The organism is Pseudomonas sp. KBW05, from assembly GCF_003852405.1.
Classification (GTDB): Bacteria; Pseudomonadota; Gammaproteobacteria; order Pseudomonadales; family Pseudomonadaceae; genus Aquipseudomonas.
The window spans coordinates 221,284-235,094 of the sequence record NZ_QAJM01000003.1 but is presented as its reverse complement, the minus strand read 5'-3'; the positions used below and the strand labels follow the sequence as shown (position 1 = coordinate 235,094).

Sequence of the window (13,811 nt, the reverse complement as noted above, 5' to 3'; positions counted from 1 at the left end):
GATGATTTAAACGACACCCTGCCATCCCATGCGTAGCGGGCGTTTGATCAGCATAGACACTCAGGTCGCCACATCCGTTAGCCTGGAGTTCTACACATGCATCCCCGCGTTCTTGAGGTCACCGAACGGCTTATCGCCCGTAGCCGCGCCACCCGCGAGGCTTACCTTGCGCTCATTCGCGGCGCAGCCAGCGACGGTCCGATGCGCGGCAAGCTGCAATGCGCCAACTTCGCCCACGGCGTGGCCGGTTGCGGCACCGAAGACAAAAACAGCCTGCGCATGATGAACGCCGCCAACGTGGCAATTGTTTCGTCATATAACGACATGCTCTCGGCGCACCAGCCGTACGAACATTTCCCCGAGCAAATCAAGAAAGCCCTGCGCGAAGTCGGCTCGGTCGGCCAGTTCGCCGGCGGCACTCCCGCCATGTGCGACGGCGTGACCCAAGGCGAGCCCGGCATGGAGCTGAGCCTGCTCAGCCGTGAAGTAATCGCCATGTCCACGGCGGTAGCGCTGTCCCACAACATGTTCGACGCCGCGCTGATGCTGGGCATCTGCGACAAGATTGTTCCCGGCCTGATGATGGGCGCGCTGCGCTACGGCCATCTGCCGATGATCTTCGTGCCAGGCGGGCCAATGCCATCGGGTATCTCCAACAAGCAGAAAGCCGACGTGCGCCAGCGCTACGCCGAAGGCAAGGCCACTCGCGAAGAGCTGCTGGAATCGGAGATGAAGTCCTACCACAGCCCCGGCACCTGCACCTTCTACGGCACCGCCAACACCAACCAGTTGCTGATGGAAGTGATGGGGCTGCACTTGCCCGGTGCGTCGTTCGTCAACCCGTACACGCCACTGCGTGACGCACTGACCCGCGAAGCCGCGCATCAGGTGACGCGCCTGACCAAGGCCAGTGGCAACTTCACGCCGATCGGCGAGATCGTCGACGAGAAATCCCTGGTCAACTCCATCGTCGCCCTCAACGCCACCGGTGGTTCCACCAACCACACCCTGCACATGCCGGCCATCGCCATGTCGGCGGGCATTATCCTTACCTGGCAGGACATGGCCGACCTCTCCGAGGTGGTGCCGACCCTGTCCCACGTCTATCCAAACGGCAAGGCCGACATCAACCACTTCCAGGCGGCGGGCGGCATGTCGTTCCTGATCCGCGAACTGCTCGAAGCCGGCCTGTTGCACGAAGACGTCAACACCGTCGCGGGCAAGGGCCTGAGCCGCTACACCCAGGAACCGTTCCTGGTGGACGGCGAGCTGATCTGGCGCGACGGGCCTATCGAAAGCCTCGACGAAACCATCCTGCGCCCGGTGGCCCGTGCGTTCTCCCCGGAAGGCGGTTTGCGCGTGATGGAAGGCAATCTCGGCCGTGGTGTGATGAAAGTGTCGGCCGTGGCCCTTGAGCATCAAATCGTCGAAGCACCGGCGGTGGTGTTCCAGGATCAGCAGGATTTGGCCGATGCCTTCAAGGCCGGCCAGTTGGAAAAAGACTTTGTCGCCGTGATGCGCTTCCAGGGCCCGCGCTCCAATGGCATGCCCGAACTGCACAAGATGACCCCGTTCCTGGGCGTGTTGCAGGACCGTGGTTTCAAAGTCGCGTTGGTCACAGACGGGCGCATGTCTGGCGCCTCGGGTAAGATCCCCGCCGCGATCCACGTCAACCCCGAAGCCCAGAGCGGTGGGCCACTGGCGCGGGTGCGTGATGGCGATATCATTCGCGTCGATGGCGTGAAGGGCACCTTGGAGCTTAAGGTGGACGCCGAAGAATTTGCAGCGCGCGCGCCTGCCACGGGCCTGTTGGGCAATAACGTGGGGGCTGGTCGCGAGCTGTTTGCATTTATGCGCTTGGCCGCAAGCTCCGCAGAGCAGGGCGCCAGCGCCTTTACCTCTGCCCTGGAGACGCTTAAGTGAAGCTTGCGCTGGTCGGTGACATCGGTGGAACCAACGCGCGGTTTGCGTTGTGGCGGGACCAGGAGCTGCATTCGATCCGCGTGCACGCCACGGCGGATCACGCCAGCCCTGAAGACGCGATCAAGGTTTACCTCAAGGAAGAAGGCCTGCAAATCGGTGCGATTGGCGCGGTGTGCCTGTCGGTGGCAGGTCCCGTGAGTGGTGATGAATTCAAGTTCACCAACAATCACTGGCGCCTGAGCAAGACCGCGTTCTGCAAGACCTTGCAGGTGGATGAGCTGCTGCTGGTCAATGACTTCTCGGCCATGGCCCTGGGCATGACCCGCCTCAAGCCCGACGAATTCCGTGTGGTCTGCGAAGGCGCACCGGAACCGTTGCGCCCGGCCGTGGTGATCGGCCCGGGCACCGGCCTGGGCGTCGGTACGCTTTTGGACTTGGGTGGCGGTCGCTTTGCGGCGCTGCCGGGGGAGGGCGGCCATGTCGACTTGCCCCTGAGCAGCCCGCGTGAAACCCAGCTGTGGCAGCACATCTACACGGAAATCGGTCACGTCAGCGCCGAAACCGCCTTGAGCGGCGGTGGCTTGCCGCGTTTGTACCGGGCGATTTGCGCGGTGGATGGGCACACGCCGGTGCTGGACACGCCCGAGGCCATCACGGCCGCAGGCCTGGCCGGCGACCCGGTGGCGATGGAAGTGTTGGACCAGTTCAGCATCTGGCTGGGCCGCGTGGCCGGCAACAACGTGCTGACCACCGGCGGGCGCGGCGGTGTGTATATCGTGGGCGGAGTGATACCGAGGTTTGCCGACTTCTTTATCAACAGTGGTTTCGCCAAGAGTTTTTGCGACAAAGGCTGCATGAGTGACTACTTCAAGGGTATTCCGGTGTGGTTGGTGACGGCGCCTTACTCCGGGTTGACTGGCGCGGGCGTGGCGCTTGAACAGGCTTTTGCGTAGGCAGTGATGGCCCTATCGCAGGCAAGCCAGCTCCCACAGTTGACCGGGTTCACACGGTCAAAATGTGGGAGCTGGCTTGCCTGCGATGAGGGCCTCAAGGGCAACAAATGACTTAAGCTTGGCCATAACAACAAGGAGGCCCCCGTGAGCGTAATCAGTAAATCCATTCTCCTCGTCGACGACGACCAGGAAATCCGCGAATTGCTGCAAACCTACCTCAGTCGTGCCGGCTTCCAGGTGCGTGGCGTGCCGGACGGCGCGGGGTTCCGCCAGGCGATGAACGAGGCGCCGTGCGATCTGGTCATCCTTGATGTGATGTTGCCCGACGAAGACGGTTTCAGCCTTTGCCGCTGGATCCGCCAGCATCCGCGCCAGGCGCAGGTGCCGATCATCATGCTCACTGCCAGCTCCGACGAAACCGACCGCGTGATCGGCCTGGAACTGGGCGCCGACGATTACATCGGCAAACCCTTCAGCCCCCGCGAGCTGCAAGCGCGGATCAAGGCGCTGTTGCGCCGTGCCCAATTCGGCCAGGAGCAACGGGGCAGCAGCGACGTGTTGGTGTTTGATGAATGGCGCCTGGATATGATCAGCCACCGCCTGTTCCACCTCGACGGCGAAGAAGTGATCCTCTCCGGCGCCGACTTTGCCCTGCTCAAGTTGTTTCTCGACCACCCGCAACAGATCCTCGACCGCGACACCATCGGCAACGCCACCCGTGGCCGTGACCTGATGCCGCTGGACCGTATCGTCGATATGGCCGTCAGCCGCCTGCGCCAACGCCTGCGCGATACCGAAAAGCCGCCGCGACTGATCCGCACCGTGCGCGGCAGCGGTTACCAACTGGCAGCCAGCGTGGTTGCCGGCAATGCCCACTGAACCTGTGACTGAGCGCCGCCGGCGTTTTCCGGTGCCGCGTTCGCTGCTGGGGCGCATGTTGCTGCTGACCTTGCTGGTGGTGTTGTTTGCCCAGGCGCTGTCGAGCGTGATCTGGGTCTCGCAATTGCGCGCCACCCAGCTTGAAGGCCTGGTCACCAGCGCCCGCAGCCTGGCGCATTCGATGACCGCCAGCGTGAGTTATTTCCGCTCGTTGCCAGTGGCCTATCGCCCGTTGGTCCTCGACCAATTGCGCAGCATGGGCGGCACGCGGTTTGTGGTGACCCTCAATGACCGTCCGCTGGACATGCAAGTGTTGCCGGAAACCCCGCGCAAGCAGGCGGTGCTGGTGGCGGTGGACGAAGTGCTGCGCCAGACCCTCGGCGCCGACGTGCATATCTCGGTGGAATTTGTCAGCGCCGAAGATCTGCGTATCTTCAATGCCGGCCTCAAGCTCGATGAGTTGCCGCGCTCCTGGGCGCATTACGCACTGACCCTGGAACCGGTGAATCCGCCGGTGCTGGTCACGCAGATCCAGCTCGCGCCCGGCGAATGGCTGTACATCGCCTCGCTATTGCCCGAGCCCTACACCAGCCTGGAAGAACAGGGCCTGCCGTCCCAGCAAGTGTGGTTTATCGTGCTCACCAGCGGCTTTCTGTTGCTGTTCATCGGCTTGCTGGTGCACTGGCAAAGCCGCCCGCTCAAGCGCCTGGCACGGGCCGCGCGGGACATGTCCTTGGGCGCCGACGTCGAACCTGTGGCCGAAGGCGGTGGCAGCGAAGTGGAGGAAGTGGGCCGCGCCTTCAACGCCATGCGTGAACGCATCAGCCGCTACCTGACTGAACGTAGCCAATTATTCAGCGCGATTTCCCACGACCTACGTACGCCTATCACCCGCCTGCGCTTGCGCGTGGAGCTGCTCGAAGACGAAAACCTGCAAGCCAAGTTCGGCCGCGACCTGGATGAATTGGAGTTGCTGGTCAAAGGCGCGCTGCAATGCGTGAAAGACACCGACATCCACGAAAACATCGAACCCGTGGACCTCAACCACGTCCTCGATTGCCTGGTGGAACCGTACCTGGCCCCCAACGGCAACGGCCGGGTGACCCAGCACGGCCGCGCGCTGACCACCTACCCGGGCAAACCGCTGGCGCTCAAGCGCTGCATCGGCAACCTGATCGACAACGCCTTGAAGTACGGGCAGACCGCCCATTTGCACATCGAGGACGATGGCGCGCAGTTCATCCTGCATGTGGATGATGAAGGCCCGGGCGTGCCGGAACAGCGCTTGGAGCAAGTGTTTGAACCGCACTTCCGCTTGGCCGGGCAGCAGCAGGGTTATGGGTTGGGGTTGGGGATCGCGCGCAATATTGCCCACAGTCATGGCGGTGAAGTGAGTTTGCAGAATTTGCGTGAGGGTGGGCTGCGGGTCACCCTGCAATTACCCCGCGGATTGGACTAAAAAACGCCGCAGATCAAAATGTGGAGTGGGCTTGTGTGGGAGCGGGCTTGCTCGCGAAAGCGGAGTGTCAGTCACTAAATTTGTTACTGAACCACCGCATTCGCGAGCAAGCCCGCTCCCACATTTTTATCTCTGTTGAGTCAGATGCTTTGGCGCAGCCTGGCCAGGTCACGCAATGGCGGCGCACCAAACAACCGGCTGTATTCCCGGCTGAACTGCGACGGGCTTTCATACCCCACTCGATACCCCGCCGCCGACGCTTCCAGCCCTTCGGCAATCATCAACCGCCGGGCTTCCTGCAAGCGCAACTGCTTCTGATACTGCAATGGGCTCATGGCCGTAATCGCCTTGAACCGGTGGTGCAAGGTCGAGACGCTGAGGTTCACTTCCTTGGCCAGGTCATCAATGCGCAGCGGTTGTTCGTAGTTGCCGTTCAACCAGGTGATCGCCTGGCTGACCCGATGGCTCTGACTGTTGGCCACGGCAATCTCATACAGCCGATAGCCCTGCGGCCCACGTAACAAGCGATAGAGAATCTCGCGGTTGATCAACGGCGCGAGCATGGCGATGTCTTTCGGTGTGTCCAGCAAGCGCGCCAGGCGCAGCACCGCATCGAGCAGCGCGTGGTCGATGCGGTCGACGTACATGCCCCGGGCGGTCGGCCGCGACGGCACACCCATCGGCCCGGCTTCGGCGATCAGCGCAGTGAGTTGCGCCGGGTCGATATTGATACGCACCGACAGGTTGGGGTCTTGTGGCGTGGCGTCGATAATCCGCCCGGCCACGGGCATGGCGACCGAGAACACCAGGTAGTTGAGGGGGTCGTAGGCGAAGATCTCGTCGGCCAGGCGCACTTCCTTGCTGCCACTGGCGAGGATGCACAGGGCGGGCTCCACCAGCACCGGCATGAAATCGCGCGGCGTATTGTGGCGGTTCAGGTACAGCGAGGTGATCGCGGTGCCGTAGGAACCGTCCTCCCAAGTGTGCCGGTGCACGATGCTGGCCAGTTCGGCGCGCTGTTTTTCCATCTCGGCATCGAGGGGAACGGGCTGATGTTCAGGCGACGACATGGGTAGGCCTCTACACGCTTTTTTGATGGGCTCAGCTTAGCGGCGGGTTGCGCAAAAGTGTTACGTCGATTCTGCACAATCCTTGCCTGATCCTGCGATAAGTCGTGAATCAGGCAAGTACGAGGCCTGTCATCTGCCTGAAACACTGAGTCTGTGCCTGCGATAAATCCAGCGGGCCAGGTCGCCTGTCTGCGCTTCTCGCAGGATTGTGCAATAAGCCGGCAGGAATCGACTAACCGCGCCCGGCCCCGCGCCGTTATCTTTGATCCTGTGGCAACACGCCCCACAGTGTTTGCCGAGCATCACTTCTCAACGGGAGAGTCGAACATGTCCACCCCCATTCCCGCGAGCCATATGGCCTTTATCCGCGCCCGCAGCGGGTGCAGCACCGAACTCGGTGCACGCTTGAGCAGTTTGATCGAACCGGGCCGCCAGGCTCAGGGTTGCCTGCAATTCTCGTTGCAGCAGTCCCAGGTAGACGCCGATGTGTGGCTGGTCTCAGGTTTCTGGAGCAGCGAGCAGGCGATGAGCGTCTACTTCAACTCGCCGGCTTTGGTGATCTTCACCGAGCTGTTGAACGACATGGTCATCCGCAGCATGGATTTCCAGACCTTCACCGATGCATCCGCCGCCAATGCTTATGGCGAGTACCTGCAACTCGCCGGGTGAATCAGGTTTAGAATGGCCGACTTCCCATTGGCCAGGACCTGCAACATGGCACGTAAAGAATTTGCCCACCACGAAGCCGTTTCCGCCGTAGTGCCGGGAGAGGGTGGCTACAGCGCCGCCGTCGCCGTGAAGGCACTGGATGGCATGGGCGCCCCGCGCTTTCACAAGATCCTTGATGGACAGACATTCAAGACGGCGTCGGATGCCGATGACGCGGCTGCGTTGCAGTTGGAGCGGTTGGTCGACGTTGACGAGGAAGGCCAATTGGCTTGGGCGCCTGCCACCGTCTAGAACTGTGAGAGCGGGCTTGTGTGGGAGCGGGCTTGCTCGCGAAGGCGGTGTGTCAGTCGACATCTTTATCAACTGACAGACTGTATTCGCGAGCAAGCCCGCTCCCACACAAGCCCGCTCCCACATTTTTTGACTGTATTTCAGTTAGGGTTTGGTGGCGCCTGGGCGGTACATCTTGAACAGCGCTTCCGGCCCGAGCTGAAAGTAATCCGCTGGGCCGCCACCGCGCAAGATCGGCTCGGCCGCCGCCGTGTCATAGACGCCATCCTTGAGCAACCACTTGGCAATATGCACCGCCACCACTTCGCCGAGCACCAGCCAACTCGGCACCAATTCCTTGTCGGCTCGTTGCAGCTGAATAATCTGCGTGACCTTGCATTCAAACGACACCGGGCTCTCACCCACCCGTGGCACCTTGATGACCTTTGACGCCACCGGTGTCAGTCCAGCCAGTTCGAATTCGTTCACCTCAGGCGATACCGCCGCGCAACTCTGGTTCATCTGCTCGGCCAGCGGCCGGGTCGCCAGGTTCCACACAAACTCGCCAGTCTGTTCGATGTTGTTCAGGCTGTCTTTGCGCCCGACACTGGAAAACCCAATGATCGGCGGAATGTAATTGAAGGCATTGAAAAAACTGTAGGGCGCCAGGTTCAGGCGGCCTTCATTGTCGTGGGACGAAATCCAACCGATGGGCCGCGGGCCGACGATGGCATTGAACGGGTCATGGGGCAGGCCGTGGCCGTTGGCGGGTTCGTAGAAATGAATATCGTCGGGCATGGCCGGGGTTCCTGCGATCGGGTGCAATGAGGCGCCCATACTGCAAGGCGTGGCGGAGAATTTCCATCGACGATATGGAATTTTCATACCGCGCCCACCTATTTTTCACAGCTCCGCGTTCAGTCTGCGCGCAATTGAATGACTGCGCCTCGGAGCCTCCCACCCCATGAATAAACTTCCTCAGATCACCCTGGCGTTCTGGGTCATGAAAATCTGTGCAACCACCCTCGGCGAAACCGCTGGGGATTTGTTGTCGATGACCCTGAATGTCGGCTACGCCCTCAGCTCGATGATCCTGATCAGCGTGTTTCTCGTCACGCTGCTGACGCAACTCTGGTCGAAAACCTACAACCCGGTGCTGTACTGGATCGTGATCCTGTCTACCAGCACGGCTGGCACGACCATGTCCGACTTTATGGACCGCACCCTGGGCCTGGGTTACGCCACGGGGTCGATGATCCTGATTGTGTTCCTGATGATTATCTTCGCCATGTGGCACCTCAGCGGTGATTCGCTGAACGTGAACAAGGTGCAGACCTTTCGCGGGGAGTTGTTCTACTGGATGGCGATTCTGTTTTCCAACACCCTGGGCACCGCGTTGGGCGACTTCCTGGCGGACGATTCGGGGCTGGGTTTTGCCGGCGGCGCGTTGTTGATCGGCTCGACCATCGCCGTGGTTGTTGCGCTCAAGTACTTCACGCAGATCTCGTCGGTGTTGTTGTTCTGGGTCGCGTTCGTGCTGACCCGGCCGTTTGGCGCAACGCTGGGGGACTTCCTCACCAAACCCTATGAAAAGGGCGGGCTGGATTTCGGCACGATTGGCTCGTCAGCGGTGTTGGCGGCGGTGTTGGTGGCGATGATTGCGGGGGCATCGTATGCGCAGCGGCGGTATGGTTCTACTCGCCAGACGCTGCAAAACTAAAATGTGGGAGCGGGCTTGTGTGGGAGCGGGCTTGCTCGCGAATGCAGTCTGTCAGTTGATAAAGATGTCGACTGATACACCGCCTTCGCGAGCAAGCCCGCTCCCACACAAGCCCGCTCCCACAGTTTTTTCTACTGCATCAGGTTGTTAGTCCGTGGTAATCCGCGAATGCTTGCGGGTGTCTTTCATGGTCACGTAGACCACCAGCGACACCGCAATACACGCGGTCACGTACCAGTAATAACCCGTCTCCATGCCAATGCTCTTGAACCACAGCGCAATGTATTCAGCCGTGCCGCCGAAGATCGACACGGTCAGCGCATACGGCAAGCCTACGCCCAGCGCACGGATTTCGGTGGGGAACAATTCGGCTTTCACCACCGCGTTGATCGAGGTGTAGCCGCTGACGATGATCAGTGCGGCCATGATCAGGAAGAACGCGCCCCACCAGGTCTGGATGGTGTGCAGGGTGGTAAGGATCGGTACGGTACACAGGGTGCCGAGGATACCGAACGCGATCAGGATCGGCCGCCGGCCTACCTTGTCCGACAGCCCGCCGACCAGGGGTTGGATGCACATGAACAGAAATAGCGTTGCTGCCGAGATGGTGGTGGAGTCGGAAATGCTCATGCCGACGGTGTTCACCAGGTACTTCTGCATGTAGGTGGTGTAGGTGTAGAACGCCAGGGTGCCGCCCATGGTCAGGCCGACCACGGTCAATACTTCCTTGGGGTGACGCAGCAAGGTGCGCATCGCGCTTTCCTTGGCTTTTTCCTTCTTGGTGAACGACTCGGTTTCTTCCATGCCGCGACGCAGGTACAGCGCAACCACTGCACACAGCGCGCCGATAGCGAACGGGATACGCCAGCCCCAGGCGTACAACTGCTCGGTGGTCAGGGTCTGTTGCAATACGATCAATACCGCGAGGGCGATGAGCTGGCCGGAAATCAGCGTCACGTACTGGAAGCTGGAGAAGAAACCACGACGTTCCTTGGTCGCCATTTCACTCAGGTAGGTGGCGGAAGTGCCGTACTCACCGCCCACCGACAGGCCTTGCAGCAAGCGTGCAAGCACCAGCAGAATCGGTGCGCCGATGCCGATGGTGTCATAACCGGGAGTCAGGGCGATCAGCAGCGAGCCGAAGCACATCAGCAGCACCGAGGCCATCAGCGCCGCCTTGCGACCTTTGTAGTCGGCATACATGCCCATCAACCAGCCACCGATGGGCCGCATGATAAAGCCCACAGCAAAGATCGCGGCGGTGTTCATCAGTTGTGCGGTAGAGGAACCGGCGGGAAAAAAGGCTTTGGCGAAGTACAGCGAGAACGCGGCGTAGACGTACCAGTCGTACCACTCGACCATGTTGCCGACGGAGCCACTGAAGATCGACTTGATACGGCTGGAGGTGGTGCGCTCTTTTGCCGGCGCGGCCGCCGACCCCAGAGGCAGGGCGTTGGAGTTATCCATTGAAGGATCCTTCATCTAGTTGTTTTTATGGAGCGTGCCTGGGCACAGCCTGGCTGGGGCTATAGCAGGAGCTGTGCCAGGTGGGGGAGGGCCCGGTCTAGAAGGGTTGGGGGATTTTTTTGAGCGGAAAGTTGCTGATGAATTGGGGGTGATGAGCGGAAATCCGCTTATGGCGGCTGGCCTCTTCGCGAGCAAGCCCGCTCCCACATTCGACTGCATTCTTATGTTGGAACTCGGTCAACTGTGGGAGCGGGCTTGCTCGCGAAGGCGCCCTTAAGGTCGCTAGAGAAACATCTCCCTGACCAACCCATGCCGCTGCATCTTCTCATTGAAGGTACGCCGCGGCAGTTGCAGCTCCGCCAGCACCGCCTTGATATCGCCTTTGTGCCGCGTCAGTGCCGCCTTCAAGCAATGCGCTTCAAACGCTTCCTGCTGCGCCGCCAGCGACTGCCCGGCTTCGATCCCTTCCGGCTCCGGCTCGCCCAGCCCCAGCACCTGACGTTCGGCGACGTTGGCCAGCTCGCGCACATTGCCCGGCCAGTCATGGCTGAGCAGGCGCCCCAGCTGCGCGCCGCTCAGCGGTTGCGCCGTGCGGCCCAGGCGTTCGCCGGCGCTGTGGGCGAAGTGTTCGAACAGCAGCGGAATATCTTCGCGCCGTTCCCGCAACGGCGGCAGGCGCAACTGTGCGACGTTCAGGCGATACGCCAGGTCTTCGCGAAAACGCCCGGCGCGGGCTTCTTCCAGCAGGTCGGGCTTGGTCGCGGCAATGATGCGCAAGTCCACATGGATGCTCTGGTTGGAGCCCAAGCGTTCCAGTTTCTGCTCCTGCAACACCCGCAGCAGTTTGACCTGCTGGGCCAGGGGCATGCTTTCGATTTCATCGAGGAACAGCGTTCCGCCGTGGGCGTATTCCAGCTTGCCGATGCGCTTGCCCTGGGCGCCGGTGAACGCGCCGCTTTCGTGGCCGAACAACTCGGCTTCAAACAGTTGCTCGGGTATCGCCGCGCAGTTGAGTGCAACAAACGGCTTTTTCGCCCGTGGGCCGAAGTCATGCAGGCAGCGTGCGACCAGTTCCTTGCCGCTGCCGGTCTCGCCCCGGATCAGCACATTGACCGGCAAGCTCGCCAGGTCCAGTACCTGCCGGCGCAGGTTCTGCAAACCCCGGGACACGCCGAGCAGCGTCGAGTCCAACTGCGACCGATGATCGGCCTGTTGATGCAGGCGGCGGTTTTCCAGGATCAGCCCGCGCTTGTCCAACGCCCGGCGCAGGCTGTTGAGCAGGGCGTCGGGGCTGAAGGGTTTTTCGAGGAAGTCGTAGGCGCCGTCGCGCATGGCTTCCACCGCCATCGGCACATCGCCGTGACCGGTGAGCAGGATCACCGGCAAGTCGGCGTCGCGGCGCTGCACTTCGGCGAGCAGCTCCAGGCCGCTGAGGCCGGGCATGCGCACATCGCTGAGGATCACCCCGGGAAAGTCCCTGGGCAATTGCGCCAGGCATTCTTCGGCGCGACTGAACAGCTGCACGTCAAAGCCCGACAGGCTCAACCACTGTTCGACGGCCGTGCGGATGCTGGCTTCGTCATCGACCACAATCACTGCGTTAAGCATAGGTCGGGTGTCTCCAGTGCGATGGGCAAGGTCAGGGTAAATACCGCGCCGTCACCACGGTTGCCGGCGATCAGGCGTCCGCCGAGTTCATGCACGATGGCGTAGGACACCGCCAGCCCCAGGCCCAGGCCGTCACCCACCGGCTTGGTGGTGAAGAACGGGTCGAACACGCTGTTGAGGTGTTCTTCGGCAATCCCGCCGCCGCTGTCGCTGACGGTCAGTTGCCACAGTTGCTGGTCGGCGTGCAGGCGAATTTCCAGGCGTTTGCGCGGGGTGTTGGCCATCGCATCGAGGGCATTGCGCAACAGGTTGATCAGCACCTGTTCCAGGCGGATCGCGTCGCCGCGCACCCAGGCCGGACGGGCCAGGTCGAGCACCACGCCGATGGACTCGTCGCGCAGGCGTGCGTCGAGCAGGTGCAGGGACTGATCGACCACCATCGCCAGGTCCAGGCGTTCGCGCAGGCCGCTGGGGCTTTTGCGCGCAAAGGTCTTCAGGTGGCCGGTGAGCGCGGCCATGCGCGTGAGCATTTCGTCCAGCGGGGTGAGGGCCTTGTAGGCGTCGTCCACGCGACCGTGGTCGAGCAGCAGGCGCAAGGTGGCCAACTGCATGCGTTGGGCGGTCAGCGGTTGGTTGATCTCATGGGCGAGGGCGGCGGACATCTGCCCCAATGCCGCCAGCTTGGCCGATTGCACCAGGCCATCCTGGGCTGTACGCAGGGCTTGTGTGCGTTCTTCCACCAGTTGCTCAAGCTCTTCGCGGCTGCGTTGGCGCAAACGGGCCAGGCGCCAGCGTTGGGTGAGGAACAGCACGAGGAACACCAGCGCCAACCACGAACCGGCGGCGGCAAGGCCGGCGTTGCGTTGGTCCTCAAAGGCAAACTGCGGCTTGCGCAGCAGGTGCAGGGTCCAGCCTTCGGCTTTCAGCGGCAGGGATTCCCAGATGTAGTTGGCCTTGCCATCGGGGCCGTTGACGCGCACCAGGTGGCTGTTGTCGTCAAAGCGCTGCAACGCCTCGGTCTCCAGGGGCTCCAGTTGTTTCTTGTCGTATTGGCGGGTGGCCTTGAGTTCGGCCAGATCGGTGGCCGACAACGGCCGCAGGTTGCGATAACGCCAGCCCGGCTGATTGGCGATAAACACGATGCCACGCGCGTCGCTGACCAACAGCAGGTTGTTGCCTTGGGCCCATTCGCGTTCCAGCTCGGGGAATTCCAGCTTGACCACCATGGCGCCGAGGAACTGCTCGTGTTCATCCACCACCGCGCTGGAGAGAAAATACCCCGGCACCCCAGTGGTCACCCCGACGGCGTAAAAGCGCCCGGTGCCCTGGCTCCGGGTTTGGCTGAAATACGGCCGGAACGCATAGTTGTGCCCGACATAACTGCTCGGCAGGTTCCAGTTGCTGGCGGCCACGGCCAGGCCGGTGCGGTCCATCAACTCCAGGGTGGACGACTGCGCGGCGCCGTTGATGCGCTCCAGCTTGCGGTTGAGCACGTCCTGGGTAGCGGCATCCAGCGGGCCTTTCAACGCATTGATCATTTCCGAGTCCAGTGCCAGCACGGCGGGCAGGGCACGGTAGCGTTCGATCAGGGTGTGCAGGGAGTTGGCGTACAGCGCGAGTTGCTGATTGGCGCGGGCGGCGTCGTCTACCAATGCCTGGCGTTCGGCGTGGCGGGTGGCGAGTGTCGCCGCACCGATGGCTCCGGCGACGATCAGCAAGGTGTACAGCATCAGGCGCAGCGTGCGGGATGTCGGCATCATGCTATGGAAAACAGGTGGTAACGGGGATCGCAC

The 13,811-nt window shown here is 61.8% G+C and carries 12 protein-coding genes; 7 read left to right on the top strand and 5 right to left on the bottom strand.

Annotated features, from left to right (window positions below; all coding sequences use genetic code 11):
- Positions 1–96 precede the first annotated feature (96 nt).
- From edd to DBR46_RS03100, 4 genes are all read left to right on the top strand, one after another.
- Positions 97–1,923 carry a phosphogluconate dehydratase gene (gene edd / locus DBR46_RS03115; protein ID WP_124524989.1) on the top strand — a complete coding sequence of 609 codons (1,827 nt, stop codon included), beginning with the start codon at positions 97–99 and terminating at the stop codon, positions 1,921–1,923.
- A complete protein-coding gene (locus DBR46_RS03110) occupies positions 1,920–2,876 on the top strand; it encodes a glucokinase (RefSeq protein ID WP_124524988.1) in 957 nt (318 codons plus the stop codon). Before edd ends, DBR46_RS03110 begins: the two co-directional genes overlap by 4 nt.
- A 144-nt stretch (positions 2,877–3,020) precedes the next feature.
- On the top strand, positions 3,021–3,755 hold the full coding sequence (locus DBR46_RS03105) for a response regulator (RefSeq protein ID WP_017738074.1): 735 nt from the start codon (positions 3,021–3,023) through the stop codon (positions 3,753–3,755).
- Complete coding sequence (locus DBR46_RS03100) at positions 3,745–5,214, top strand: ATP-binding protein (protein ID WP_124524987.1); 1,470 nt, start codon at positions 3,745–3,747, stop codon at positions 5,212–5,214. The genes DBR46_RS03105 and DBR46_RS03100 overlap by 11 nt, the downstream gene beginning before the upstream one ends.
- A 140-nt stretch (positions 5,215–5,354) precedes the next feature.
- Here DBR46_RS03100 and DBR46_RS03095 read toward each other — a convergent pair whose 3' ends face one another.
- The gene (locus tag DBR46_RS03095) at positions 5,355–6,284 is read right to left on the bottom strand and encodes an AraC family transcriptional regulator (protein WP_124524986.1); all 930 of its coding nucleotides are present in this window, start codon (positions 6,282–6,284) and stop codon (positions 5,355–5,357) included.
- A 327-nt stretch (positions 6,285–6,611) separates the two neighbouring features.
- Between DBR46_RS03095 and DBR46_RS03090 the strand changes: the two genes are divergently transcribed.
- Positions 6,612–6,953, top strand: a complete 342-nt coding sequence (locus tag DBR46_RS03090) for an antibiotic biosynthesis monooxygenase family protein (RefSeq protein ID WP_124524985.1) — start codon at positions 6,612–6,614, stop codon at positions 6,951–6,953.
- A 12-nt stretch (positions 6,954–6,965) separates the two neighbouring features.
- On the top strand, positions 6,966–7,244 hold the full coding sequence (locus tag DBR46_RS03085) for a hypothetical protein (RefSeq protein ID WP_124524984.1): 279 nt from the start codon (positions 6,966–6,968) through the stop codon (positions 7,242–7,244).
- A gap of 144 nt (positions 7,245–7,388) precedes the next feature.
- Here DBR46_RS03085 and DBR46_RS03080 read toward each other — a convergent pair whose 3' ends face one another.
- A complete protein-coding gene (locus DBR46_RS03080; protein WP_124524983.1) occupies positions 7,389–8,021 on the bottom strand; it encodes a flavin reductase family protein in 633 nt (210 codons plus the stop codon).
- Between the two features lie 166 nt (positions 8,022–8,187).
- Here DBR46_RS03080 and DBR46_RS03075 point away from each other — a divergent pair, with 166 nt between their 5' ends.
- Positions 8,188–8,943: a hypothetical protein gene (locus DBR46_RS03075; RefSeq protein ID WP_124524982.1), complete on the top strand. Its 756-nt coding sequence runs from the start codon at positions 8,188–8,190 to the stop codon at positions 8,941–8,943.
- Positions 8,944–9,090: 147 nt separating this feature from the next.
- Here the strand turns inward: DBR46_RS03075 and DBR46_RS03065 are convergent, their stop codons facing one another.
- The 3 genes from DBR46_RS03065 to DBR46_RS03055 all read right to left on the bottom strand — a co-directional run bounded on the left by DBR46_RS03065 (position 9,091) and on the right by DBR46_RS03055 (position 13,778).
- Positions 9,091–10,410, bottom strand: a complete 1,320-nt coding sequence (locus DBR46_RS03065; RefSeq protein ID WP_124524981.1) for an MFS transporter — start codon at positions 10,408–10,410, stop codon at positions 9,091–9,093.
- A 282-nt stretch (positions 10,411–10,692) separates the two neighbouring features.
- Positions 10,693–12,018, bottom strand: a complete 1,326-nt coding sequence (locus DBR46_RS03060) for a sigma-54 dependent transcriptional regulator (RefSeq protein WP_124524980.1) — start codon at positions 12,016–12,018, stop codon at positions 10,693–10,695.
- Complete coding sequence (locus DBR46_RS03055; protein WP_124524979.1) at positions 12,003–13,778, bottom strand: ATP-binding protein; 1,776 nt, start codon at positions 13,776–13,778, stop codon at positions 12,003–12,005. Before DBR46_RS03055 ends, DBR46_RS03060 begins: the two co-directional genes overlap by 16 nt.
- Between the last annotated feature and the right edge of the window lie 33 nt (positions 13,779–13,811).

Bases quoted from the DNA above. Each gene is read 5' to 3' on its own strand.
- edd (WP_124524989.1), top strand. From the start codon at position 97: ATGCATCCCCGCGTTCTTGAGGTCACCGAACGGCTTATCGCCCGTAGC.
- DBR46_RS03100 (WP_124524987.1), top strand. From the start codon at position 3,745: ATGCCCACTGAACCTGTGACTGAGCGCCGCCGGCGTTTTCCGGTGCCG.
- DBR46_RS03075 (WP_124524982.1), top strand. From the start codon at position 8,188: ATGAATAAACTTCCTCAGATCACCCTGGCGTTCTGGGTCATGAAAATC.
- DBR46_RS03095 (WP_124524986.1), bottom strand. From the start codon at position 6,284: ATGTCGTCGCCTGAACATCAGCCCGTTCCCCTCGATGCCGAGATGGAA.
- DBR46_RS03090 (WP_124524985.1), top strand. From the start codon at position 6,612: ATGTCCACCCCCATTCCCGCGAGCCATATGGCCTTTATCCGCGCCCGC.
- DBR46_RS03055 (WP_124524979.1), bottom strand. From the start codon at position 13,778: ATGATGCCGACATCCCGCACGCTGCGCCTGATGCTGTACACCTTGCTG.
- DBR46_RS03085 (WP_124524984.1), top strand. From the start codon at position 6,966: ATGGCCGACTTCCCATTGGCCAGGACCTGCAACATGGCACGTAAAGAA.
- DBR46_RS03080 (WP_124524983.1), bottom strand. From the start codon at position 8,021: ATGCCCGACGATATTCATTTCTACGAACCCGCCAACGGCCACGGCCTG.
- DBR46_RS03060 (WP_124524980.1), bottom strand. From the start codon at position 12,018: ATGCTTAACGCAGTGATTGTGGTCGATGACGAAGCCAGCATCCGCACG.
- DBR46_RS03065 (WP_124524981.1), bottom strand. From the start codon at position 10,410: ATGGATAACTCCAACGCCCTGCCTCTGGGGTCGGCGGCCGCGCCGGCA.